Below are 23,305 nucleotides of genomic sequence, written 5' to 3' on the forward strand. Positions count from 1 at the left end.
TGCAGCACGCATGCAAGCACGCAAGCACGCAAGCACACACGCACACACGCACACACGCACACACGCCAGCGTTCACGCGCGGTCTTTGTCGCCGGCGGCCTGCACGAAGTTGGTTTCCAGCACGGTCAGCACGCGGTTCAGCGTGTCGATGTCGGTGGCTGACAAGCCCTTCAACGATGCTTCAAAGAAGGCCGCGCGCTTGGGCAGGGCCTCGTTCACGACCGCCTGGCCGGCGTCGGTAAGCGTGGCGTTGGTCAGGCGGTTGTCTTGCGCGTCCACGGCGCGCGAGATCCAGCCCAACTTCTGCATAGCCTGCAATTGCCGCGTCAAGGATGCGGGGTCCAGGCGGCAGCGTTCGGCCAGATGCTTTTGCGAACAAGGTCCGCATTCATGCAGCGCCAGCAGGATGCGCCAGCGGGGCAGGGCGTGGCCCACCTTGCTGCTGAATGCGCTTTGCATGACGCGATACGTCTGCCCCATGTGCTGAATGACTTGCAGGCCTTGTTGTTGTTTGGGCAAAAGCTATTCTCCGACGCTGGCCGGCTCCGCTTTGGGAGGCCGCGCCAATTGCACCAGGGGCACGCGGCGCACGCACCACAGCGCGAAGATGGCGACGGCAAGCGCGATGAGCTGCCCTTCATGAATGGCGCCCACCAACGCAACCCGCGCGATCTCGATCAGCGACGTCCCGTCCTGGCCTTGATGCGCCAATTGTGCCAGGAACTGGGTCTGGGCCGCCGGGTTCACCAGCATCTGCGGGTCGTTCAGTTCGGGCAGCCATTGCGCGGAGGCGCCATGCAGCGTGGATTCCACGCCGCTGAAATAGCTGTGGCTGACCATCGTGCCCACGACCGCCGTGCCCAGCATGCCGCCAATCATCCGCAGCGACTGCAACAGCGCCGTGGCGATGCCCAGATGCGTGCGGCCCGCCGTCTGCTGCGCGAACACGGTCAGGTTGGGCATGATGAAGCCCATGCCCAGGCCGGCCATCAGCATGTAGGCGGCGATCAGCCCATGCGACGTATAGCTATGCGTGGTGACAATGCCCAAACAGGACAGCGCCATCAGCATAAAGCCCGCGTACAGCATGCGGTTGGGGTTACGGATGCGCGTGATGATGCGGCCGTTGATGATGCTGCCCACCGTGATGAAAACGACCATGGGCGTGATCAGCAGGCCCGCATCCTGGGGCGACAGCCCAAAGCCGCCTTGCAGCAGCAGCGGCGCGTAGAACAGCAGCGAATACATGGTCACGCCCACCAGCAGCGCTAGCGTGAAGAGCGTGGCCAGGCCGCGGTTGCGGAACATGTCCAGCGGCAACAGCGGGTGCGGGCAGCGCTTTTCCCACCAGATCAAAAGCGCGAACGCAGCGATGCTGCCCACAGCCAGCAGCACCAGCGCGGTGCTGAAGCCTTCTTTGGGCAGCAGTTCAACCAGCAATTGCAGGCTGCCCAGCGCCAGCGCGATCAGTACCGCGCCTTGCCAATCCAGCCGGACCTTGCCCGATGTGTGGTTGCGCAGATGCGGCAAATAGCGCGACACGAACCACAAGCCCAGAATGCCGATCGGTAAGTTCACATAGAACACCGAGCGCCAGCCGTAGTGTTCGGTCAGCGCGCCGCCCAGCGTCGGCCCCACGGCGTTGGCGATGCCGAAGGCCGAGCTCAGCATGACCTGCCAGCGCAGCCGCACGTGCGGGTCCGGGAACAGATCGGGGATGGACGCGAACGCGGTGCCCACGAGCATGCCGCCGCCAATGCCTTGCAGGGCGCGGGCCAGCACCAGCGTGAGCATGCTGTTGGCCGCGCCGCACAGCACCGAAGCCAGCGTGAACAGAATGATGGCGGCCACCACGAAGGGCTTGCGTCCGTAGTAATCGCCCAGCCGTCCGAAGATGGGCACAGTGATGACAGAGGTCAGCAGGTAAGACGTCGCTACCCATGCATACAGTTCGAAGCCCTTGAGTTCGGCCACAATGGTCGGCAACGCGGTGCCCACCACGGTCTGGTCGATAGCGACCATCATCATGACGAAGCACATGCCCAGCATGGCAAGCAGGGTTTGCCGGAAAGGAAGCATCTGGCCGGGCGAGTGTGGGGTACTGGGGGCGGGGGCGGACATTGTTGGATGCATCAATAATTGATTGATCAATTATTCTAGTCCTACAATCCGCCAGACAGAAAGCCGTCAGCTGAAAGCGCCGTTTTTGGGGCTTTCAAGCATGTGATTTGTCCGGTTTTTGGTGTCATGACCTGACAAGTCATCGCGAAGGCGGCCTGATTTGTTACGATAGCGAAATCTGCACGCTGGTCATGCCAGCGTCTTCAGCAGGCCTTCCTTGGTAGATCCCCCGTTTTTAGCGCCGCAGCTTCGGGCTTGCGGCAGTAGCGAGGACTCGCCCTAAAAGGCAGATAGCTCCAAATTGGCGCGTGGTTTTCCACCGCTACAGCACCACCCCCGCGCCTGGCGCGGTGGGCGGCATTCAAGGATTTCCAGTCGAGGTACCGACGGGGCGGCAATGAAAACGTGGTTCAAGCGCATTTTGATAGGCCTGGTGGTGTTGGTTGTCGTGGCCGTCGTTGGCCTGGCCATCTTCTTGCTGACGTTCGACCCCAACGCGTACAAGTACAAGCTCGAAGAGCTTGTGCAGGAACGCTATCACCGCACACTCACGATCGATGGCGAGATCGAGCTTTCGCTCTTCCCGCGCATTGGTCTGTCGGTGCAGGGCGTGTCCCTGTCCGAGCCCAATAGCCCCGACACCTTCGCGTCCATTGAAAGCACCCGCCTGGCGGTGGCCGTGTGGCCGCTGCTGTCCAATAGCTTCGTGGTGGACCACGTGGCCATCAGCGGCTTCAAGGCGCGAGTGGTGCGCGGCAAAGACGGCCAGTTCAACTTCAGCAACCTCGTGGGCGGCGCGTCCGCCACGACGACGGCGCCGTCCAATCCCGCTGAAGCGCTGGTAGGCGCGGCCCAGACCGCGGCCCAAGTCATCACCAGCGGCACCTTGCCCGCGTCGCGCAATAACATGCAGATCGACATCGCCGGGCTGGACTTGAAAGACGGCGAAGTGCAGTTGCAGGACGAGATTTCGGGCATGGCCGTGGCGGTTACGCGGATCAACGCCAACACTGGCCGCGTCACGTTCAACCAGCCTTTCGATGTGCGCCTGACCGCGCGCGTTGAAGGCGGCAACCCGCGTGTGGACGCCAACCTGACCGGGCAGGCCCTGCTGACGCTGGACCCGTCCGCCAAGCGCTACGCCGCCCAGAAACTGGACTTGCGCATGGACGGCAAGTTGCCGGGCGCCGAAGCCAAGAGCCTGGCGATGCGGGGCAACCTGGCCTTCAACGGCCAGAAATCGGCGCTGGATGTGGCCGGCCTGGAAGTCGTTTTCCAGGGTGATATCACCGACCCGGCCGCGCGCGCCACCGGCGTGGAAGCCAGCGTGGCCATGCCCAAGCTGTCGATCGACCCGCACAAGAGCCAATTGCAGATTGAAAAGCTGGCCGTGCGCGCCAAGGGCGGTTCGGCGGATGGCCCCTTTGAGCTGGCGGTGGATGCGCCGGCGCTGAATATTTCGCCCGCCTCGGCCACCGGCGAAGCCCTGACCGGCCGCGTGCGCGTTAGCGGCCTGGACGCCAGCTTTGGGTTGAACGGCATCAGCGGCAACGCCGCCGAGCTGGACATCAAGGAAGCCAAGGTGGACAGCACGTCCAAGAATGGCGACCGCGTGGTCAAGCTGAACTTTGCGTCGCCGCTGACCTTGAACCTGCTGCAACGTAGCGGCGGACTGGCGGCGCTGCGCGGTGACGTCAACATCACCGACCCAGGCCTGCCCAAAGGCAGCCTGCAAATTCCGGTGATCGGCAGCCTGAACGTGGACCTGCTGAAAGATCAGGCCACCAGCAAGATCAACGCCGTGCTCGAAGGCGGCAAGTTCGACTTAAGCGCCGACATCACCAAGCTGTCCACCTCGCCCGCCGTGAACTTTGCGCTGGCCGTGGACACGCTGGATCTGGACAAGCTGGTGCCACCCGTTGTGGCCGCGCCCGCCAAGCCGCCCGCTGATGGCAAGAAGGACGATTCCAAGCCGGCGCAACCGCCCGCGCCCGCCGCCCCGGTAGACGACACGATTGATCTGTCGGCGCTGATTGGCCCCAGCGTCAACGGCACCTTGAAGGTGGGCAAGCTCGTCGTGCGCGGCCTGAAGGCCGACGACGTGGCCGCCGCCGTCAAGCTGGACAAGGGCAAGCTCGACATCTCCAGCCTGACTGCCGGCCTGTACGGCGGCAAGCTGGCGGGTGCGTTGTCGGTGGACGCGGCGCAAGGCAATCAGCTGGCCACGAAGATGTCGCTGGCGGGTATTTCGATTGAGCCCTTGCTGATGGACCTGGCCAAGCAGAATGTGCTGAGCGGCACCGGCAGCCTGGCGCTGGACCTGAAAACTGCGGGCGCCAACGCCTACGCCATGAAGAGCGGGCTGGGCGGCACGGTGCAAGTGCGCCTGCGCGATGGCGCGGTCAAGGGCATTAACCTGACGCAGACGCTGCGCGAGCTGAAGGCCGCCTTCACGGCGGAATCGCAGAACGAAACGGTGCCGGCCGACACCAGTAAGCAGACCGAATTTTCGGAGATGGACGCGGACCTGGCCTTCACCAAGGGCGTTGCCGCCGTGAAGCGCTTGAACGTTGTGTCGCCGCTGTTGCGCGTGACGCAGGGCGACCCCGCCAACATCGACTTCGTGAAGAACGAGCTCGATCTGGTGGCGCGCGCACGCGTCGTCAACCCGGCTGCGTCTGACGACGGCAAAGAGCTCATCGACCTGAAGGATGTGACCATCCCCGTGCACGTCAAAGGCCCGTTCGACAAGCCCACCTATACGCTGCTGTGGAAAGACGCCATCGGCGGCATCCTCAAGCGCAGCCTGGAGAACAAGCTGCGCGAAGCCGTTGTCGGCAAGGGCAAGAACGGCGCGGCGGTGGACAAGGCGCTCAAGGGCTTGTTGGGCAAATGAGCACCGACCACTTCCAGCCCATCGCGGAATGCGGCGTCACGCCGCAAGCCACTGCGGCCGCCTATCACCGGCAATGGCTAGTCGCCAATGATTCCGGCCAGTGGCTGAACCGCGAACTGTGTCCCAAGCTTGCCGACGTGTCGGTGGAGCTGCGCCTGGGCTATCTGGTGCTGAAGGCGCCGGGCATGCTGCGCATGGATATTCCGCTGGACGTCATTGAAGACGACGACAGCGTGCGCTACAGCATGAAGGTGGGCGAGCAGACGATTGACGTCGTCGACGAAGGCGAACTCGCCGCCGCGTGGATTTCAAATTTTGTGCAGGTGCCTTGCCGCATCATGAAAGTGCACCCGGATACGCCCGTGGCCGCCTGGCCGGCGTAATTTTTTTTAAAGCGCGCGGCGCTTTCCGAGCGGCCGGCGGGGCGGTTTACGCGCCGGCCCGAACCCGCTTGTATTCAAACGCGGCATGCGCCAGCAGGCCCGCCGCCAGGCCCCAGAAGGCCGACCCAATTCCCCAGAAACTGAAGCCTGACGCCGTGGCCAGCAAGGTGATGAGCGCGGCTTCGCGCCGTTGCGGGTTGGCCATGGCGGCGGCCATGCCGCCCATGATGGTGCCCAGCAAGGCCAGGCCGGCCAGCGCCGCCAGCAGCGCGGCAGGCAAGGCCTGGAAGAAGACGGCGACCGCACCCGCGACGAGGCTCAAGCCCACATAGCCCAACCCATACGTGGCGGCGGCGATATAGCGTTTGCCGGGGTCGGGATGCGCTTCGGGGCCGGTGCAGATGGCGGCGCTGATGGCGCCCATGGTCACGCTGTGCGCGCCAAACGGGGCGGCCAACAAGCCCAAGAGGCCCGTGGCGGCAACCAAACGCGACGCAGGGGGGCGATAGCCCGCCGCTTGCAGAATGGCCAGGCCGGGCAGGTTTTGCGACGCCATGGCCACCACAAACAAGGGAATCCCCAAGCTGACCGCGGCCTTCGCACTGAAGGCGGGCGTGGTCCAGACGAATTCGGTAAGCCGCCAGTCCAGCAGGTTCAGCTGCATCAGGTCGAGCGCGAACGCCAGGGCGACGGCCACCGCCATCACCACCAGCACGGCGTAGCGCGGCGCCCAGCGCCGGCACAGCAGGTAGGCGGCGCACATCGTCAGCACCAGCGCCGGTTGCTTGCTGATGTTGGTGAAGATGCCCATGCCGAAATTAAGCAGCACGCCGGCCAGCATCGCGGCGGCGACTTCGCCGGGGATGCGGCGCAAGATGGGGTCGATCCATCCGAACAGGCCACAGGCCAGCGTCAGCCCGGCCGCCAGCACGAACGCGCCAATGGCTTCATTGAAGGGCACGCCCGCCAGCGCCGTCACCAGCAAGGCTGCGCCGGGCGTAGACCACGCCATGACAATCGGCAGACCCGTGCGCAGGCTGTAGAACGCGCCGCCTAAGCCCAGCACCAGACTCAGCGATCCAATCCAGGAGCCGATGCGCGCCGCGTCCAGCCCCGCCGCGTGGCCCGCCTGCACCATCAGCACGGCGGTGCCGCCGAAGCTGACCAGCACGGCCACGAGGCCAGCCGCGATCGCCGACGCGGAGATGTCGCGGCGGGCGTGGTGGGAAGCGGGGGGAAGGTTGATGCCTGGCTGTGTGGCGTCGCTCATGCGGCACCGGTCAGGCGGCGGTACTTGGCCATGAGCTGTTCCTGGCCTTCGTTCCATTGCGGGTGCAGTTCAATGCACTCCACCGGACACACCACCTTGCACTGGGGTTCGTCGTGATGGCCGACGCACTCCGTGCATTTGTCGGGATCAATGACGTAATAGTCATCGCCCATGGAAATTGCGTCGTTCGGGCACTGGGGCTCGCAAACGTCGCAATTGATGCATTCTTCGGTGATGAGCAGGGCCATGATGGGCAGCAGGGTAAAGCCAGAGGCGGCTTGATTGTACCGCTGGGGCGCAAAACGCAAGAAGGGCGCAAAGTGCGCCCTTCAAGGATGGTGCCACGCAGGCGGATCAGCCCGGCCAGGACTGCTCGCGGCGTTCCTTGGCCTTTTCCTGCAACCAGCGTTCCACGGACGGGAACACGAACTTGCTGACGTCGCCGCCCAGCTGGGCGATTTCGCGCACGATGGTGCCCGAAATGAACTGGTATTGGTCCGACGGCGTCATGAACAGGGTCTCGACGTCGGGCAGCAGGTGGCGGTTCATGCCGGCCATCTGGAATTCATATTCAAAGTCGGACACGGCGCGCAGGCCGCGCACGATGACGCGGCCGCCCTGGTCGCGCACAAAGTCCTTCAGCAGGCCGCCAAAGCTCTGCACTTCGACGTTGGGGTAGTGGCCCAGCACTTCGCGGGCGATTTCCACGCGCTCGTCGATGCTGAAGAAAGGCTTCTTGTTGCGGCTGTGGGCGATGCCCACAACGACCTTGTCGAAAAGCGTGGCCGCACGGCGGACCAGGTCTTCGTGGCCCCGGGTCAGCGGGTCAAAAGTGCCGGGATATACAGCGATGATCATGCGAGCTCCGTACCGTTATTAGTGGTGTACACCATCCTCCGAAGCTCGGATTATTGATCTATTTGCGCAATGCAGCAAATTCAAGCAGGTGGTAGTGGACCGCGCCTGCCTTGTCCTGGCGCAAGATCTGAAATCCTTCGGGGGCTTCGATGGGGGTTTCCGCCTCGACGTAGACTAGCCCATGCTCGTTAAGAATACCCGGCAGGATCGGCCACAGGCGCGGCAGCCAGCCCTGTCCGAAGGGCGGGTCCAACAGGATGAGGTCAAATCGGGACGCATCCATCCGTTCGGCGACCTGCATCGCATCGCCCACATGGATGCGTATCATGTCGGCTTTGAGCTTGTCGCGCAGTGTCCGCAGCGCGGACGCGGCGGTCTTGTCCCGCTCGACCATCTGCACATGCGCCACGCCGCGTGACGCCGCCTCGAAACCCAGGGCGCCGCTGCCGGCGAACAGATCCAGTACCTGTTTGTCGGCGAATTCGCCGGCCCACAGATGATTCAACCAGTTGAACAGCGTCTCGCGCACCCGGTCGGGCGTGGGGCGCAGCGTCTCCACGTCGGGCACGACGATGGGGGTGCGCCTGTATTGGCCGCCGACGATACGAATATACTTGTTACCCATGTTTAGCCGCTTCTTCAAGAAAAAATCCCCTCCGCCCGCCGCGCCGGCCCAGCCCGCGCCGCCGCCAGAGGTCGTGGACGCCGTTACCGCGCCCGTAACACCCGCCGCCGCGCCGGTCATTCCTGCACCGGCACCGGCTTCCGTTCCTGCTGCCGATCCGATTCCGGCGCCGGTTTCTGCGCCGGTTTCGGCTCCGGCTTTTGCTCCGGTTTCTGCTCCGATTCCTGCTCCGGTTTCCGCGCCAGTTGTTGCCCCGATTGCCGCACCGGCACCGGCACCGGCGCCAACGCCTGCTCCGGTTTCGCCGCCGGTTTCGCCGTCAGCAACCGCGCCCATCGCGCCGGCGCCGATGGCGGCGCCCGCGCCTGTCGTTACCGCGCCGCCCGCGGTCCCGGCAATGTCACCTGCGCCGGCAGCACCGCCCGCAGCGGCTGTCGAACCGGTACGCGCCGCTGCGCCCGTCGCAGCTCCAGCGCCTGTACCTGCCGCGCCCGCTCCGATTGTGACGCCTGCGCCTGTCGTCGCCGCACCCGCACCCGCACCAGTACCCGCCGCAGTCGCACCAGCCCCAGCCCCTGCACCAGCCCCCGCACCAGCCCCAGCTGCCGAGGCGCCCAAGAAGGCGTCGTGGCTGTCGCGCTTGAAGCAGGGCTTGTCGCGCACCGGTCAAAGCATTGGCGGCATTTTCATCGGCGTCAAGGTCGACGAAAACCTGTTCGAGGAACTCGAATCGGCGCTCATTATGGCCGATGCGGGCCTGGAGGCCACCGAGAAGCTGCTGACCGCGCTGCGTGCGCGCGTCAAGAAAGAACGCATTGAAGACCCGGCCAAGGTCAAGACGGCGCTGCGCCAACTGCTGGCCGATCACCTTCGTCCGCTGGAGCGCGGCTTCAATCTGAACAGCGCCAAGCCGCTGGTGGTGATGATTGCCGGCGTGAACGGCGCGGGCAAGACAACGTCTATCGGCAAGCTTGCGCACACGTTCCAGCGCCAAGGCGCCAGCGTGCTCCTGGCCGCGGGCGATACCTTCCGCGCTGCCGCCCGCGAGCAGCTCGTGGAATGGGGTAGCCGCAACAACGTCAGCGTGATTTCGCAGGATGGCGGCGACCCCGCCGCCGTGGCGTTTGACGCCGTGAACGCGGGCCGCGCGCGCGGCATGGGCGTGGTCATGGTGGATACCGCCGGCCGCTTGCCCACGCAGCTGCACCTGATGGAAGAGCTGAAGAAGATCCGCCGCGTCATCGGCAAGGCGGATGCGGCCGCGCCTCATGAAGTGCTGTTGGTGGTGGACGGCAACACGGGTCAGAACGCCTTGGCGCAGATTCGCGCGTTTGATGCGGCCATCAATCTGACGGGGCTGGTCGTGACGAAGCTGGACGGCACCGCCAAGGGCGGCACGCTGGCTGCCGTGGCGGCGGGCAGCCAGGGCGTGCGCCCGATTCCGGTGTACTGGATTGGCGTGGGTGAAAGCCTGGAAGACCTTCAGCCCTTCGTCGCGGACGAATTCGCCGCGGCGCTGCTGGCAGACTAATCGCCAACGGATGGCCGATTGATCGTCAACGAACCGCCGGCAGATCATTCACGGATCGCCGGCGGACGTCTTACTCTACCTTCCCCATCGCCGGATCGCTGATGGCATCCTTGCCCGTCTCCATGCGTCCGGCGAAGCGGCGCTGGAAGGCGGCGTAGCCATTGCAGGCGACGGCAAAGTCATACCACTGCCCGCTGTCCGTGACGGGCCAGCTCAGTTCGCCGACCTGGCCCGCGTCCACCGTGACCGTCCACGGCCCATCGCTGCGATACGCCATGGCCTGCACCGTGAACGTGCAGGCCGCGCTGCCCTTGTTGTGCAGCTTGACCTGCATCTGCGGGTCGTCGCAAGGCACATAGCAGACCTGGATCTCGGGCTGCGTTCCCCCGGTTTGCATTAGATCGCCCGCGAAGGCGCGGTGATAGCCGTTGGGGCCAAGCACCCACAAGTCGTACTTGCCGCTGTCGGCGGACACGTCCCAGACGTCGTCCAGCGACTTGCCGGCCTCGACCACATAGCGGCGCGGGATGCGGTCCAGATGCAGCTTGTCGTACACATGGAAGACGGCCGCCGTCTTACCCGTGCTGGCGTTGGCGAATAGCAATTGCACGCGGTTTTCGCGTGCCGCTTCGCGCGCGCTGGTGTGCAGCTCGTAGGGCAGGGCGCGCGACGGGCGCGTGCCTTCTGCCTGCTTGGCCAGCGTCTGCTGCGCGGGAATCGCGATGGCGGGCTGCGCTTCCTGCCAGGTGGTCAGACCGTCTGCGTCCGTCTTCGTCGTGCGGCCCGGCAGCGTGGGCATGCTGGCGCTGTTGGGCGACACGAAATTCAAGGTGGACGTCAGGTCGCCACACACGGCGCGGCGAAACGCGCTGATGTTGGGTTCGACGACACCGAAGCGTTGCTCCAGAAAGCGCAGCGCGGACGTGTGATCGAACACTTGCGAATTGACCCAGCCGCCACGGCTCCAAGGCGAAATCACCCACATCGGCACGCGCATGCCGGGGCCGAAAGGCTTGCCATCGGCGGTTAGCTGCTTGGGCGTGGCGGGCGGATACGTGAAGTACTCGAACGCCATCTCGGCGTCCGACAGGGTGGACTTGCCAGCCAGCGTGCCGTCGTCGTTGCGCGACGGCGCGGACGGCGTGGGCATGTGGTCGAAGAAGCCGTCGTTCTCGTCGTAGGTGACCAGGAACACGGTCTTGCTCCAGACCTCGGGCGACTGCGTCAGCGCGTCCAATGCCGCCTGGATGTACCACGCGCCCTTGGCCGGGCTGGAGGGGCCGGGGTGTTCGCTGTAGGCCGCGGGCGGAATGATCCACGACACTTCCGGCAGCGTGCCGTTGGCGACGTCATCGCGCAGGCTTTGCAGGAAACCGCCGTCGGGCATGGTGTTGCCGAAGCCCTTGGCCAGCGGGCTGAACTGGTCGTCGATGGCGGGGTTGTAGGCCGGGCCGCCCTGGTTCGTGACCTGGCGGTCAGCCGGCATTTTTTCGATCTCGGCGCGCCAGTGCCGAAAGCTCATCATTTCGTTGCAGCCGAAGTTGTCGGGGATGTTCTGGTAGACCTTCCAGCTGACGCCGGCGGCTTGCAGGCGGTCGGCGTAGGTCGTCCACGTCCAGCCTTCGGTGGACGGGCCGACGTCGGCGCCGTCGTTCATTTCATTCATCACCACCGACACGTTGTCGCCCGACGGGCCGTTGGTGCCCGTCCAGAAGAACAAGCGGTTCGGGATGGTGCCGGCGTGCATCGCGCAGTGGTAGTTGTCGCACAGCGTGAAGGCGTCGGCCAGCGCGCGGTGGAACGGCACTTCGGCGGTTTCGTAATAGCCCATGGACAGCGGCTGCTTGGCGCTGGGCCACTTGTTCATGCGGCCGTGGTCCCAGGCTTCCTGGCAGTTTGGCCAGGAGTGCGGCGTGCTGCCCGCGCGCTGCGCGTTGCCCAGCGCCGCGTCCAGGTGATAGGGCAATTCTTCGGTGCCGTCGCTGCGTGTCTGGTGGAATACGTTCTTGCCGTTGGCCAGCGGAATAGGGAAGCGGTCACCAAAACCGCGCACGCCCGGGAACGTGCCGAAGTAGCCGTCAAAGGAACGGTTTTCCAGCATCAGCAGCACAACGTGCTTGACGTCCTGGATCGTGTCCGTGGGGCTGCTGGCTTCAATCGCCAGCGCGCGCCGGATGCTGGGCGGGAACATCGACAAGGCGCTGACGGCGGCGGTGGCCCCCAGCGTGGTCTTGAAGAACTTGCGTTTGGATGCGTCGAACGACATTGGCTGTGTCTCCTGTGGGTCTGCGATGAACGGGCTCATGGGGCGCAATGCGTGGCGCACGCCGCGGGGGGCGGGGCGGGCGTCGTCGGCGTCGTGGAAGGAGCGGGGTCGTCCGAGTCGTTGTCATCACCGCCGCAAGCGGACAGCGTGAACACAAGCGACAGGGCGCAGAAGGCCAACAGGCCTCGTCTTGCATGGGCGAGCAAGGGGGAAGTGGTTTCCATGGTTCGGTCTATGTGGATGGGCTGACGGCGCGCAGGGGCCGTTGCCGTCACAGAGGACGAATGCCGGGCGGATGCTGCGGGCCACGAAGGCGCCCGGCGCGTGTTGGCCGGACGACAGCGATCCAGTATTGGTGCCACGGATGTCGTTAACTTGACAGCAAGCTGACCCGTTGCTGTCTATGGCCCCTTTTTTGAAACGCAGTGCGAGATGCGTGTCGAGGTGCAAGCCGCGCCAGCGGCTGTCGTGAAAATGGGGTAGTGCGGGCGCTCGCGCATCCGACCTGACGCGGACGGTCGCGCGCCTGAGTTAATGCTGGCGCCCGCGCGCCTGACCTACGCTACTTCCAGAACGGCTTGCTCTTTGCCAATTCCTCGAACGCCTTTTGCGCTTCAACCGCCAGCTCTTCCAGGCGCGCGCTGATCCAGCCCAGCGCAAACCAGGCTTGCGGGTGCGTGGCCGTACACGACTCGTAGTAGTCGCGCGCCACCGCCAGATCATTGATTTCGCCCAGCACGTCCTGCACCTTGGACAGCAGTTTGCGATAGCCGCGCAGCTTGGCTGCGGGCAGCAACGATTCGGCGAACGCCAGGCTGTAGCGCAGCCGCTTGCCGCGCTTGCGCAGTTCGTGGCGTGTGGGGATGTCGAGCGTGGCGAATTGCGTGCCTTGCTCCGCCACCTTGCTATGCCAGCGATGCAAGCGGCGCGCCAGCTGCTTGTGCAAGCGTTGCGGGTCGGGTTCCGGCGCCAGCATCGGGATGATGGTGGGCTTGACGCTCGGCCCAGCCGCGCCGCCTTCCAGGCGGATCGCGGGCTCGGGCGCGGCGTCGCTGGGCGTGCCGTTGGCGATCGTCATGCCATCGTTGGCCGGCACGGCAGGCGGCACGTCCAGGCTCCATTCCAGCAGCTCAAGCAGCCAGGCTTGAAAGCTCTTGCCGCCCGCGATGGTTTGCGCGTCTTCTTCAGGCGGCGCGGCTTCCATCGGAATCACGGGCATGCCGGCGCGGATCAGCGCGGGCGCCACGGTTTCGTTCAACACGTCTTGGTCGCGGTTGGCGCCGAACGCGCCGAAGTGCGTGCGCGCGCCTTGCAGCAGCGCGTCTGGCACCGGCGCCATCCAGCCGTCGAAAAGTTTCCACGCCGAACGCAGCCGGCGCACGCCCACGCGCAATTGATGCACGTGTTCGGAGTTGCCGGCGCGGTACACGCCTTCGGTGTCCACTTCGGCCAGCACCGAGGCGTTGCGCGCGATCTGGTCCAGGCATTCGGCGGCGATGCGGCCCATTGCTTGCGACGGCTTCATGTCGTCGCGCAGTTTGACCGAGCCCGCCGTGCGCGGCGCCCAGAATTGCGCAATGGCTTGCGCCCGGCGGGTTTCCAGATCGTCGCCAGGAACCGCGTCCACGTCGGCCAGGCGCTCCGCCAACTGCGCCAGCGCATCGCCGCGTTCGGACTTGCTGCGCGGGTCCAGCACCAGGCTGTGGCGCTGCTGCCAGCCGCGTGCGGTGGCGAAGATGGCGGCGGGGCGGCCGGACACGAGTTCGAATTCCAGTTCGGAAATGGGCAGTTCCAGCGCGCCCGCGCGCAGGATGCCGGTGTCGTAGGCGAGTTCCACCGTGCCGTAGCGCGTGCGCACCTTGCGCAACAGGCGCTGCACGTCGGTTTCATGACGCAGGCCCAGTTCGCCTTTGACGGCGGCCAGCGCGGCTTCGACTTCTGTGCCGGCGTAGACCGACAAGTCCAGCACGGGGCCGGGGCGGGGATGGTTCAGTTCGATGCGCGTGATGGCGTTGATGCCCGGCATCTTCAGCGTCTGCACCCAGTCGCGGCCTTCCTGGCGCAAGCGGATCGCGATGCGCGCCCGCGCCAGTTCGCGTTCCGGCGTGTCGAAATACATGGCATGCAAACGGATGCGCGTCGCTTCACGTTGCTTGATTTCGCGCAGCACGGCCTGGCGGGACGCCGTGGGCACGTGCAGCTTCAATTCCTGTTCCGACATGGCGGTGAGTGTCCAACGGCAAAAGCCGAGATCTTAATCAACCCGGGGGCGGGATTTGATGACCGTTCATATTTTGTTCACATTGAGCATAGACGTGTTCGCAATCGCCGGACAAGCTGCACCGCAACCGCGCGAAGAAAAAAGCGCCGCCCCTTTTCAAGGGCGGCGCCAAGGAGCGCTGGTCAGGGGAAACCGAGCAGCGTTAAACAGGGACGCGGTTAACGCACGCGTATCGGGAACACGGTGCGCGATCCGCACGACAAGATCGGCATCGCAAGATTCGCACTACAAAATCCGCTTGCGCGCCTGAGTAATGATGATTTCGGCCAGCACCACCACCACGAAGATCGCGGCCAGCACCAGCGCCACGCGATCCCACTGGAACAGGTTCAGCGCGGTGTCCAGCGCCATGCCGATGCCGCCTGCACCCACCAGGCCCAGCACGGCGGATTCGCGCACGTTGATATCCCAGCGCAGCAGCACAATCGACCAGAACGCGGGGCGAATCTGCGGCCAGTAGGCATACCACAGCACCGAACCCTTGCTGGCGCCCGTGGCGGTCACGGCTTCGATGGGGCCGCGCTGCGCTTCTTCGATGGCTTCGCCCACCAGCTTGCCCACGAACCCGATCGAGCGGAACGCAATGGCCAGCGTGCCGGCCAGCGCGCCGGGTCCGAAGATGGCGATGAACAGCAGCGCCCAGACCAGCGAATTGACCGAGCGGCTGGACACCAGGATCAGCCGGGCCAGCATGTTGATGGTCTTGCTGGGGGTCAGGTTGTTGGCCGCCAGCAGGCCCACCGGCACCGCCATGAAGACGGACAGAATGGTGCCCAGGGTTGCGATGTGCAGCGTTTCGATCAGCGCGTTGTGCACGCCGTCGGGGTAGTACGCCCAGTCGACCGGCCACATGCGGCGAAACAGGTCGGCCATCTGCTCGGGGGCGTCATACAGGAACTCCGGTATGACTTCCACGCCGCGAATGGCTTGCGCAATGGCGGCCACCACCAGCAGATACAGCGCAAAGCGCAGCAGCCGCTGGCCCATGCTGTAGCGTTGCCACACGCGCGGCGAACCGGCGGGGTTCAAGGTAGAGGCATGGGTGTTCATTCTTCCACCTCCGCCTTGCGGGCCGCCGGCGGCTTGCCGGCGCTGATGCCACGCGCGCCGGCAAAACGGCCTTGCAGGATGCGGTCAAAGCCCAGGTTGTCCAGGAACACGGCGCGCACGAAGCCCGCAATGATTTCGCCCAGCATGATGATGGCGATCAGCGTCAGCAAAATGGCGCTGACGAAGTCGTAGTCAAAGCGCTGGAAGGCCGAGAACAGCGTGCCGCCCACCCCGCCCGCGCCCACGATACCCACCATGGTGGAGTTGCGCAGGTTGGAGTCGAATTGGTAAGTGGCAAAGCCGATGAAGCGCGCGAACACCTGCGGCAGCACACCAAAGATGATCACGTTGGCGAACGACGCGCCGCTTGCGCGCACCGCTTCCACTTGCTTGAGCGATATCTCTTCGATGGCTTCGGTGAACAGCTTGCCGATGAAGCCGATGGAGGCCACCGTCAGCGCCAGAATGCCCGCCAGCGCCCCAAAGCCCACGGCCTTGACGAACAGGATGGCAACGATGACCGGGTGCAGCGCGCGGCACAAGGCCACGAGCGAACGCGCGGGCCACGACACCCAGGCTGGCATCATGTTGCGCGCGCCCAATAGGCCCACGGGCAGCGCGAACAGAATGCCCAGCACCGACGCCAGCACGGCAATTTCCAGGCTTTCCGCAATGCCCTTCCACAAGGTGGCGGGCTTTTCGAAATTGGGCGGGAACATGCGCGAAAGAAACGTCGAGGCATGCCCCATGCCGGTTTCAAAGCGCGCCCAGCTGAAATCCAGCTGCGCGCCGGCATAGACGGTGTAGATCAGCAGCAGCACCAGGCCCGCTTTGGCGCGCCCGGACATGGCGAAGGGGCGGTTGCCCCGCGGGTGGGTCATTCCAGCCAAGACTCGCCTCCGTAGATCGTCTTGAGCATGGTGGCGTCCAGCCCCTGGCCGTCGCCGTCATAGACCACATGGCCGCCCGACATGCCAACGATGCGGGTGGCGTAGCGGCGCGCAAGCTCCACGTCGTGAATGTTGACGATGACGGGAATGCCGGTGGCGCTGCCCTGCACGGACAGCAGCTCCATGATTTCAACCGAGGTCTTCGGGTCGAGCGACGACGTCGGCTCGTCCGCCAGCAGCAGTTGCGGGCGCTGCATCAGCGCACGGGCGATGCCTACGCGCTGGCGCTGTCCGCCCGACAAGGCATCCGCGCGCTGGTCGGCAAAGCCCGCCAGGCCGACGGTATCCAGCAGCTTGTAGGCGTGCTCGATATCTTCGGGTTCAAAGCGGCGCATCCAGGCCTTGAGCGCCGAGGTGTAGCCCAGCCGGCCCGTCAGCAGGTTTTCCATGACGGTCAGGCGTTCAACCAGGTTGTATTCCTGGAACACCATGCCGATGCGCCGGCGCGCGCGGCGCAGCGACGCGCCACGCACACGGGCCAGGTCCACGGCGCCTTCCTGGGACTGCAATACGATCTCGCCCTGCGTGGGCTCGATCAGCCGGTTGATGCAGCGCAGAAGCGTGCTCTTGCCGGTGCCGGAAGGGCCGATGATGGCGGTCAGGCCTTGGCCGGCGATTTCAAGGTTGATGCCATTGAGAACCGGCCGGCCGGCCCGGTATTCCTTGACCAGGCCGGAAATGCGTAGCGACGTCGTCATGCTGGATTACTTCTTGCTCTTGGCGGATTCGCGGTCGTAGGCGGCGCGGTTGAAGCTTTCGCCACCCGATTCAGCCACTTGGCGGACGATGGCCCAGTCCTTCTGATAGGTCACCGGATAGAAGCGGTCGGCGCCATCAAAGGCCTTCGACATTTCCGCGGGGAAGCGGTAGTCGTAGAAGCACTTGAGCATCTGGTCGCGGAACTTCGGCTCCAGGTCATGCGCGTAGGCGAACGACGAGGTGGGGAATTTTTCGCTTCGGTAGATCACGCGGAAGTCGGCTTCCTTGACCTGGCCGCGTTCGATCATGCGCTTGAACACGTCGGAGGCCACGGCGGCGGCGTCGTAGTCGCCCGAGTTCACGCCCATGACGGACTGGTCGTGCTTGCCCGAAAAGACCACCTTGTAGTCCTTGTCCGGCGTCAGGCCTTCCTTGGGGAACAGCGCCACGGGCGCCATGTGACCGGAGTTCGACGACGGGGCGGTGTGCGCGAGCTTCTTGCCCTTCAGGTCGGTCAGCTTCTGATACGGGCTGTCTTTCTTGACGATGACGATCAGGTTGTAGCCCTGGAAACCATCGGCATACCCCTTCACGGCAAACGGCACGGCGCCGGCAATGTTCACGGCGAACGCGGTGGGGCCGGTGGAAAAACCGCCCACGTGCAAGCGGCCCGAGCGCATGGCTTCGATTTCGGCGGCGTTGCTTTGCACTTGATAGAACACGACGCGCTTACCCGTGCATTCAGACAGGTGCTTGGTGAAGGGCTTGAAGATGTCTTCGTAGACCGCCGGGTCTTCCACCGGGGTGTAGGTGAACACCAGCGTGGACGGGGTCTTCTGCTTGGACGCGTCGGTGGGCGTATCCGCCACCAGATCCTTGTTGGCGTCGCAGTACATCTGGTCGAGATCACCGCGGTTCGAGCAGGTGTCGGCGGCTTGGGCGGCCGTGCCGCCAACAGCGAACGCGGCCAGGGCGGCCGCTTGCAATAGACGCATCGCGTGCATGGTTTGTCTCCTCTTGTGGGATGAATTTGAATATTTCCTGAATTCAAACACACAAGAGGGGACAGGACACTCGGGAAAGTCCCTGCCTTTGTTTTCGACTTTTGTTCGAATTGTTCGTTTTATGTTCGTTTTTTTGCGAACAACCGGGCTGAAGTCTTAGTTTCTCGCCCTAGTTCCGATACCCCAGCTTGCGGGAAATCTCTTGCGCGCAAGCCAGCAGCGGCCGGGCGATGGCGCCGTCCCAAGCAACGTCGAACAATCCCGTGGGACCCAGGCTGGTCAGCGCCAGGACGATGTTGCCAGTGTTGTCGAACACCGGCACCGACAGCGCGTCCACCCCGGGCAGCGGGTTGCCCAATGCGCGGGCCATGCCGTGCACGCGGATGTCGGCCAGTTGCGCCTCGATGTTGGCGCGCGATGCCTTGCGCGGGGGCGGCACGCTGGCAATGACCGCCGTGTCGCCTTCTTCGCGCGCAATGTAGTGCTCGCTGACCTTGGGCGGCAGCCAGGCCGCAAACACCAGGCCGGTGGCCGTGTGCAGCATCGACATCACCGTGCCTTTGCGCATGTTCACGTGCACGGGGTAGCTGGCTTCGGTCATGTGGATCATCGTGGGGCCGTGCGACCCCAGCACGGCAATGCCCAGCGTGTGGCCGATTTCGGATTGCAGCGTGGCGATTTCGGGCATGGCGATGCGCACCGGGTCCAGCCGTTGCAGGCTGACCAGCCCCATCTGCAAGGCGAAGGGGCCGAGCTCGTACTGGCCGGTAATGGCGTCCTGCTGCACCAGCCCCACGCGGATGAAGCTGACCAGATACGGGTGGGCCTTGGCGGACGTCATCCCGGCGCCCGCGGCCAGGTCGCGCAGGTTCAGGGGCTTGCCGGCGTCGACCAACGCGGACAACAGCGGCACGCCCACTTCGATGGACTGGATGCTGCGGCGGCCGTCATTGGCGGCGGCAGAAGAGGAAGGCTTGGTGGTGGCCACGGGGTGTCTGCCCTTACGCCGGTTGGCTAGCGGTTGCCTGCGACGGCTGGCGCGCCGCCAGCAGCCGGTTGGCCATTTCAACAAACCCGCCGCCGCCGTGAAACGCGGCCACATAAGCCGGGCGGTCCGTCAGGCGATGCAACTGGGCCTGAATGTTGGCCACGCCGACCGAAATCGGGAAGTACGCGAACATCGGCTCGTCATTGGGCGAATCGCCGATGAACAGCGTGCTGTCCAAGGCGCTTGCGACATCCTGGCCGAATTCGCGCTGGAACATCGTGCGCGTCATGGTCAGCTTGTCGTAGTCGCCAAACCAGCCGTTCACGTGGATCGAGCTGACTTTGGCTTGCGCCCCGGCGTCGTGGAAGATCTGGACGATCTTGCTGATGGCCGCATCGGGCAGCGCAGGCACGTCTTCGCAGAAATCAATGGCCAGGTCGGCCACGCGGTAGTCCTGGTCGCTAGCCACGGCTGCGCCCGGCACCTCGGCCAGGACGCGATCACGGATGGCGTCCAACCGCTTGCGGCTGGCCTGGCGCGACGCGGCGTCCGTCCAGTAATGCGTGGTCATGCGGCGGGCCTTGCGGTCATACGCGTAGTAGAACGCGCCGTTTTCCCCCACCACGGCGCGCACGGGCCACATGCGGGCGATGTGGTCGCACCAGCCGGCCGGGCGGCCGGTAATGGGCACGACCTGAATACCGGCCTGTTCCAGGCGCTCCAGCGCGGCGTAGGCGTCGGCCGGCAGGCGGCCTTCGGTGGTCAGCGTGTCGTCGATATCGGTCAACACGACGCGAACCGCCGCCGCGACGTTCAAGGGCATGGCCGCAAGGGCTTGCATGAGGTTTTTCCTTCGATTTATAGGGGGATCTCCGGGCGAAAGTTTAACCGGATGCCCCCGCCGGGCGGCCTTCTGGCGGGCGAATAGGGATTCTGGCGCCGAGAGCGGTAAAATCCGGGCTTTCCCGCCTGGTTTGCGTGCCCGCCATGTCCGTCCAGTTGTCCTCTTTGCCCGGCTCCGAGCCGGAATCCTTCGGCATCGCTTCGGTTGCCGAGATCATCGCCGAGCTGCGTGCCGGCCGCATCGTCATCCTGGTTGACGAAGAAGACCGTGAAAACGAGGGCGACCTCGTCATGGCCGCCGAATTCGTCACGCCCGAAGCCATCAACTTCATGGTCACCCACGGCCGCGGCCTGGTGTGCCTGACCCTGACCGAAGAACGCTGCCGCCAGCTGGAATTGCCCATGATGGCGGCCCGCAACGGCACGCGCTACGGTACCAATTTCACGCAGTCGATCGAAGCCGCCGAAGGCGTCGAGACCGGCATTTCGGCCGCCGACCGCGCCCGCACCATTCAAGTGGCCGTGGCGCGCGACGCCAAGCCGGCTGACCTGGTCCAGCCCGGCCATATCTTCCCGGTGCGCGCCGTGCCTGGCGGCGTGCTGGTGCGAGCCGGCCACACCGAAGCCGGCTGCGACCTGACGGCTATGGCCGGCCTGACGCCCGCCGCCGTCATCTGCGAAATCCTGAAGCCGGACGGCACCATGGCCCGCTTGCCGGACCTGGTGGAATTCGCGCGCCAGCACAACCTGAAGATCGGCACCATCGCCGACCTGATCCAGTACCGCAGCGAACACGAATCCATCGTCAAGCGCGTGGGCAAGCGCCCCATGCAAACGGCCTGGGGCACCTTCGAGGCCGTGGCCTACGAAGACGCCGCCACCGGCTCCGCCCATTTGGCGCTGGTGCATGGTAACGTGACCCCCGACGTCGAAACGCTGGTGCGCGTGCACGAGCCCGCCTCGGTGCTGGACGTGCTGGACACCGGCGCCAGCCCGCACAGCTGGGGCGTGGCGCAGGCCCTCGAAGCCATTGCCGCATCCCCCGCGGGCGTCCTGGTGCTGATGAATTGCCAGTCGTCCACGGAACACCTGTTTGGCCAGATTGCCGGCTGGAACGATCCGAAGGCCCAGGCTGCCGCCGCCGCCAGCACCGACCGCTTCGGCTTGCGCACCTACGGCATCGGCGCCCAGATCCTGCGCGACCTGAACGTGGGCCAAATGAGGCTGCTGGCCCGGCCGCGCAAGATGCCCAGCATGGCCGGATTCTCGCTGACCATTACGGGTTACGATTGCGACCCGCAGAATACTCCCGCAACACACTGAAGGCCGACACATGAACCCTTACATCCTTACCCCCGACCTGAACGGCGAAGGGCTGCACATCGGCATCGTACGCGCCCGCTTCAATGAAGAAATCGGCCAAGCCGAACTCGAAGCGTGCCTGAAAGAACTGGCCGAACTGGGCGTGGACGAACGCGACGTCATGGTCGCCACCGTTCCCGGCGCCCTGGAACTGGGCGTGGCCCTGTCCCACATGGCCGAAACGTTTGAATTCGACGCCCTGATCGCGCTGGGCGCCGTCATCCGCGGCGAGACCTATCACTTTGAAGTGGTCAGCAATGAAATGGCCACGGCAATCACCCGTATCTCCCTGGAAACCGGCATCCCCGTCGCAAACGGCGTTCTGACCGTCGACACCGACGAGCAGGCGCAAGCCCGCGCCGCCGGCAAGGGTCGCGATTGCGCCCAGGTGGCCGTTGAAATGGCCAACCTGGTGGCGGCGCTGGAACCCGAGGAAGAAGACGAAGACGACGAAGACGAGGACGAAGATTTTGACGACGAAGAAGACGACGACCAGCGCTGATAGCGCGGCGCAAGCCCGCGCCAACGCGCGCAGCGCTCGCCGCCGTGCACGCGAATTCGCGCTGCAAGGCGTGTACGCGTGGCTGCTGCGCGGTGGCGAAGGCACGCAGGACGCCGGCGAGATCGACGCCCATTTGCGCGACACCGAGGATTTTTCCGAGGCCGACGCGCAATGGTTCAAGACCTTGCTGCACGGTGTTCTGCGCGAAGCGCCCACGCTGCGCGAGCGTTTCACGCCCTATATCGACCGCCCGCTGGCCGAGCTGTCGCCCGTTGAGCATGGCATCCTGCTGATCGGCAGCTTCGAACTGATTCATCATGTCGAAGTGCCGTACAAGGTCGCCATCAACGAAGCGGTTGAGCTGGCCAAATCGTTTGGCGGCACCGACGGCTTCAAGTTCGTCAACGGCGTGCTCGACAAACTGGCTGCCGACGTGCGTGCGAACGAGGTCCAGGCCGCGGCGCAGCAACGGCGCTGAACCGGGGCTTGACCGCCTGTCGAAGGGGTCAGGCGCATGCCGCCCTGCGCGCACCCTCATCCGGTGCGGCAGGCGCGGCCTGCGCCTGACCCCTTCGGCTTTTGATAATTGTGCCGGCGTGCCTGCCGGGTTTTCGGAGTTGCCGTGGCGTCCGAATTTGATCTGATCGCGCGCTATTTCACCCGCACCGCGCCCGCGGGCTTGCTGGGCGTGGGCGACGATTGCGCGCTGTTTCCCGTGCCGCCCGGCGAGCAGGTCGCCACCAGCACTGACTTGCTGCTGGAAGGCCGGCACTTCTTTCCCGACGTGGACCCGCGCGCGCTGGGCCACAAGGCCCTGGCCGTGAACCTGTCGGACCTAGCCGCCATGGGCGCGCGCCCGATCGGCTGCGTATTGGGGCTGGCCTTGCCGCGTCTGGAAGAACCGTGGCTGGCCGCGTTCGCGGAGGGCTTTCACGCGCTGGCCGATGCCCATGGCTGCCCGCTGATCGGCGGCGACACCACGCGCAGCGCGCATGACCTGGCCATCAGCGTCACCGTGTTCGGCTCGGTGCCGGCCGGACACGCCCTGCGCCGCGATGGCGCAGAAGCGGGCGACGACATCTGGGTGTCCGGCGAACTGGGCGCGGCCGATGTGGCCTACCGTCTGCTGGATGGCCAGTACGCCGCCAACGACGCCTTGCTGGCCGCCACGCGCGGCGCGCTGGAGTGGCCGCAGCCGCAAGTGGCGCTGGGTCTGGCGCTGCGCGGCATTGCGCATGCGGCGATCGACCTGTCTGACGGCCTGTTGCAGGACCTGGGCCACATCCTGGCGGCCAGCCGGCTGGGCGCAAGCCTGGACGAAGCGAGCATGCCGGTGGCCCCCGCCGTGTCCGCTATGGACGAAGCGCCGCGCCGCCGTGCGGTGCTGGGCGGCGGTGACGTCTATCAGTTGTGCTTTACCGCAGCGCCAAGCAAACGCGACGCGGTAGAAGCCGCCGCCCGCGCAGCGCAGGCCCGCGTCACCCGCATCGGCCAGACGCGGGCGCAGCCCGGCGTGCTGGTGCGGGACGCGCAGGGCCAGCCGTTGACCGAGCTGCCTGCTGGCTTCGACCACTTTCCCGCGTCCTGACCTGGACCCAAGGCCGGACCCAGACCCAGACCCTGACTCAAGCCCAGACCCAAGCCCAGACCCAAGCTCAAGACCAGACCCAGACCCA

General features: G+C 65.3%; 21 protein-coding genes. 7 read left to right on the forward strand and 14 right to left on the reverse strand.

All coding sequences use genetic code 11. The features are described from left to right. Nucleotides 1-72 precede the first annotated feature (72 nt). Both ACFZAI_RS03910 and ACFZAI_RS03915 read right to left on the reverse strand, forming a co-directional pair. Nucleotides 73-519: a MarR family winged helix-turn-helix transcriptional regulator gene (locus tag ACFZAI_RS03910; protein WP_391565673.1), complete on the reverse strand. Its 447-nt coding sequence runs from the start codon at nt 517-519 to the stop codon at nt 73-75. A gap of 3 nt (nt 520-522) precedes the next feature. Continuing rightward, a complete protein-coding gene (locus ACFZAI_RS03915; protein WP_391565674.1) occupies nt 523-2,121 on the reverse strand; it encodes an MDR family MFS transporter in 1,599 nt (532 codons plus the stop codon). 397 nt (nt 2,122-2,518) lie between these two features. On the opposite strand from ACFZAI_RS03915, the gene ACFZAI_RS03920 reads away from it, so the two are divergent. Continuing rightward, a complete protein-coding gene (locus ACFZAI_RS03920) occupies nt 2,519-5,017 on the forward strand; it encodes an AsmA family protein (RefSeq protein WP_391565675.1) in 2,499 nt (832 codons plus the stop codon). Continuing rightward, entirely contained in the window at nt 5,014-5,400 is a 387-nt protein-coding gene (locus ACFZAI_RS03925; RefSeq protein WP_391565676.1) for an MOSC N-terminal beta barrel domain-containing protein, read from the forward strand. Before ACFZAI_RS03920 ends, ACFZAI_RS03925 begins: the two co-directional genes overlap by 4 nt. A gap of 46 nt (nt 5,401-5,446) precedes the next feature. On the opposite strand, the gene ACFZAI_RS03930 is transcribed toward ACFZAI_RS03925, so the two are convergent. The 4 genes from ACFZAI_RS03930 to rsmD all read right to left on the reverse strand — a co-directional run bounded on the left by ACFZAI_RS03930 (nt 5,447) and on the right by rsmD (nt 8,153). Beyond that, complete coding sequence (locus ACFZAI_RS03930) at nt 5,447-6,670, reverse strand: benzoate/H(+) symporter BenE family transporter (protein WP_391565677.1); 1,224 nt, start codon at nt 6,668-6,670, stop codon at nt 5,447-5,449. Beyond that, nucleotides 6,667-6,918: a YfhL family 4Fe-4S dicluster ferredoxin gene (locus ACFZAI_RS03935; protein ID WP_006221659.1), complete on the reverse strand. Its 252-nt coding sequence runs from the start codon at nt 6,916-6,918 to the stop codon at nt 6,667-6,669. The genes ACFZAI_RS03930 and ACFZAI_RS03935 overlap by 4 nt, the downstream gene beginning before the upstream one ends. A 106-nt stretch (nt 6,919-7,024) precedes the next feature. Continuing rightward, on the reverse strand, nt 7,025-7,528 hold the full coding sequence (coaD, locus tag ACFZAI_RS03940) for a pantetheine-phosphate adenylyltransferase (RefSeq protein WP_006221658.1): 504 nt from the start codon (nt 7,526-7,528) through the stop codon (nt 7,025-7,027). A 58-nt stretch (nt 7,529-7,586) separates the two neighbouring features. Next, the gene (gene rsmD / locus ACFZAI_RS03945) at nt 7,587-8,153 is read right to left on the reverse strand and encodes a 16S rRNA (guanine(966)-N(2))-methyltransferase RsmD (RefSeq protein ID WP_391566264.1); all 567 of its coding nucleotides are present in this window, start codon (nt 8,151-8,153) and stop codon (nt 7,587-7,589) included. A 349-nt stretch (nt 8,154-8,502) separates the two neighbouring features. Between rsmD and ftsY the strand changes: the two genes are divergently transcribed. Further along, nucleotides 8,503-9,684 carry a signal recognition particle-docking protein FtsY gene (ftsY, locus tag ACFZAI_RS03950; protein WP_391565678.1) on the forward strand — a complete coding sequence of 394 codons (1,182 nt, stop codon included), beginning with the start codon at nt 8,503-8,505 and terminating at the stop codon, nt 9,682-9,684. 70 nt (nt 9,685-9,754) lie between these two features. Here the strand turns inward: ftsY and ACFZAI_RS03955 are convergent, their stop codons facing one another. The 8 genes from ACFZAI_RS03955 to ACFZAI_RS03990 all read right to left on the reverse strand — a co-directional run bounded on the left by ACFZAI_RS03955 (nt 9,755) and on the right by ACFZAI_RS03990 (nt 19,763). Continuing rightward, nucleotides 9,755-11,950: a phosphocholine-specific phospholipase C gene (locus tag ACFZAI_RS03955; RefSeq protein ID WP_391565679.1), complete on the reverse strand. Its 2,196-nt coding sequence runs from the start codon at nt 11,948-11,950 to the stop codon at nt 9,755-9,757. Nucleotides 11,951-12,512: 562 nt separating this feature from the next. Beyond that, nucleotides 12,513-14,171, reverse strand: coding sequence for a CHAD domain-containing protein (locus tag ACFZAI_RS03960; RefSeq protein WP_391565680.1), 1,659 nt, complete (start codon nt 14,169-14,171; stop codon nt 12,513-12,515). A gap of 285 nt (nt 14,172-14,456) precedes the next feature. After that, on the reverse strand, nt 14,457-15,281 hold the full coding sequence (gene phnE / locus ACFZAI_RS03965) for a phosphonate ABC transporter, permease protein PhnE (RefSeq protein ID WP_391565681.1): 825 nt from the start codon (nt 15,279-15,281) through the stop codon (nt 14,457-14,459). After that, the gene (phnE, locus tag ACFZAI_RS03970; protein WP_391565683.1) at nt 15,278-16,162 is read right to left on the reverse strand and encodes a phosphonate ABC transporter, permease protein PhnE; all 885 of its coding nucleotides are present in this window, start codon (nt 16,160-16,162) and stop codon (nt 15,278-15,280) included. The genes phnE (ACFZAI_RS03965) and phnE (ACFZAI_RS03970) overlap by 4 nt, the downstream gene beginning before the upstream one ends. Beyond that, nucleotides 16,159-16,929 (reverse strand): phosphonate ABC transporter ATP-binding protein, encoded by a 771-nt coding sequence (phnC, locus tag ACFZAI_RS03975; protein WP_391565684.1) that lies wholly within the window; start codon nt 16,927-16,929, stop codon nt 16,159-16,161. Before phnC ends, phnE (ACFZAI_RS03970) begins: the two co-directional genes overlap by 4 nt. Nucleotides 16,930-16,935: 6 nt before the next feature. After that, the gene (gene phnD, locus ACFZAI_RS03980) at nt 16,936-17,934 is read right to left on the reverse strand and encodes a phosphate/phosphite/phosphonate ABC transporter substrate-binding protein (protein ID WP_391565686.1); all 999 of its coding nucleotides are present in this window, start codon (nt 17,932-17,934) and stop codon (nt 16,936-16,938) included. 169 nt (nt 17,935-18,103) lie between these two features. Continuing rightward, complete coding sequence (locus tag ACFZAI_RS03985) at nt 18,104-18,922, reverse strand: IclR family transcriptional regulator (protein ID WP_054423126.1); 819 nt, start codon at nt 18,920-18,922, stop codon at nt 18,104-18,106. 13 nt (nt 18,923-18,935) lie between these two features. After that, the gene (locus ACFZAI_RS03990) at nt 18,936-19,763 is read right to left on the reverse strand and encodes an HAD-IIB family hydrolase (protein ID WP_391565687.1); all 828 of its coding nucleotides are present in this window, start codon (nt 19,761-19,763) and stop codon (nt 18,936-18,938) included. Nucleotides 19,764-19,909: 146 nt separating this feature from the next. On the opposite strand from ACFZAI_RS03990, the gene ribBA reads away from it, so the two are divergent. From ribBA to thiL, 4 genes are all read left to right on the forward strand, one after another. Further along, complete coding sequence (gene ribBA, locus ACFZAI_RS03995; RefSeq protein ID WP_391565688.1) at nt 19,910-21,088, forward strand: bifunctional 3,4-dihydroxy-2-butanone-4-phosphate synthase/GTP cyclohydrolase II; 1,179 nt, start codon at nt 19,910-19,912, stop codon at nt 21,086-21,088. A gap of 10 nt (nt 21,089-21,098) precedes the next feature. Next, entirely contained in the window at nt 21,099-21,629 is a 531-nt protein-coding gene (gene ribH, locus ACFZAI_RS04000; RefSeq protein WP_006391339.1) for a 6,7-dimethyl-8-ribityllumazine synthase, read from the forward strand. Continuing rightward, complete coding sequence (gene nusB, locus ACFZAI_RS04005; RefSeq protein WP_175170885.1) at nt 21,598-22,107, forward strand: transcription antitermination factor NusB; 510 nt, start codon at nt 21,598-21,600, stop codon at nt 22,105-22,107. Before ribH ends, nusB begins: the two co-directional genes overlap by 32 nt. Nucleotides 22,108-22,251: 144 nt before the next feature. Then, entirely contained in the window at nt 22,252-23,217 is a 966-nt protein-coding gene (gene thiL, locus ACFZAI_RS04010; protein WP_391565689.1) for a thiamine-phosphate kinase, read from the forward strand. The last annotated feature ends 88 nt before the right edge of the window (nt 23,218-23,305 follow it).

The sequence above is a fragment of the Achromobacter sp. NPDC008082 genome (assembly GCF_042957345.1).
Taxonomy (GTDB): domain Bacteria; phylum Pseudomonadota; class Gammaproteobacteria; order Burkholderiales; family Burkholderiaceae_B; genus Achromobacter; species Achromobacter kerstersii_A.

Excerpts from the sequence above, each read along its gene's own strand:
- ACFZAI_RS03915 (WP_391565674.1), bottom strand. The coding sequence starts at position 2,121 with ATGTCCGCCCCCGCCCCCAGTACCCCACACTCGCCCGGCCAGATGCTT.
- ACFZAI_RS03920 (WP_391565675.1), top strand. The coding sequence starts at position 2,519 with ATGAAAACGTGGTTCAAGCGCATTTTGATAGGCCTGGTGGTGTTGGTT.
- ACFZAI_RS03925 (WP_391565676.1), top strand. The coding sequence starts at position 5,014 with ATGAGCACCGACCACTTCCAGCCCATCGCGGAATGCGGCGTCACGCCG.
- ACFZAI_RS03930 (WP_391565677.1), bottom strand. The coding sequence starts at position 6,670 with ATGAGCGACGCCACACAGCCAGGCATCAACCTTCCCCCCGCTTCCCAC.
- ACFZAI_RS03935 (WP_006221659.1), bottom strand. The coding sequence starts at position 6,918 with ATGGCCCTGCTCATCACCGAAGAATGCATCAATTGCGACGTTTGCGAG.
- coaD (WP_006221658.1), bottom strand. The coding sequence starts at position 7,528 with ATGATCATCGCTGTATATCCCGGCACTTTTGACCCGCTGACCCGGGGC.
- rsmD (WP_391566264.1), bottom strand. The coding sequence starts at position 8,153 with ATGGGTAACAAGTATATTCGTATCGTCGGCGGCCAATACAGGCGCACC.
- ftsY (WP_391565678.1), top strand. The coding sequence starts at position 8,503 with ATGGCGGCGCCCGCGCCTGTCGTTACCGCGCCGCCCGCGGTCCCGGCA.
- ACFZAI_RS03955 (WP_391565679.1), bottom strand. The coding sequence starts at position 11,950 with ATGTCGTTCGACGCATCCAAACGCAAGTTCTTCAAGACCACGCTGGGG.
- ACFZAI_RS03960 (WP_391565680.1), bottom strand. The coding sequence starts at position 14,171 with ATGTCGGAACAGGAATTGAAGCTGCACGTGCCCACGGCGTCCCGCCAG.
- phnE (WP_391565681.1), bottom strand. The coding sequence starts at position 15,281 with ATGAACACCCATGCCTCTACCTTGAACCCCGCCGGTTCGCCGCGCGTG.
- phnE (WP_391565683.1), bottom strand. The coding sequence starts at position 16,162 with ATGACCCACCCGCGGGGCAACCGCCCCTTCGCCATGTCCGGGCGCGCC.
- phnC (WP_391565684.1), bottom strand. The coding sequence starts at position 16,929 with ATGACGACGTCGCTACGCATTTCCGGCCTGGTCAAGGAATACCGGGCC.
- phnD (WP_391565686.1), bottom strand. The coding sequence starts at position 17,934 with ATGCACGCGATGCGTCTATTGCAAGCGGCCGCCCTGGCCGCGTTCGCT.
- ACFZAI_RS03990 (WP_391565687.1), bottom strand. The coding sequence starts at position 19,763 with ATGCAAGCCCTTGCGGCCATGCCCTTGAACGTCGCGGCGGCGGTTCGC.
- ribBA (WP_391565688.1), top strand. The coding sequence starts at position 19,910 with ATGTCCGTCCAGTTGTCCTCTTTGCCCGGCTCCGAGCCGGAATCCTTC.
- ribH (WP_006391339.1), top strand. The coding sequence starts at position 21,099 with ATGAACCCTTACATCCTTACCCCCGACCTGAACGGCGAAGGGCTGCAC.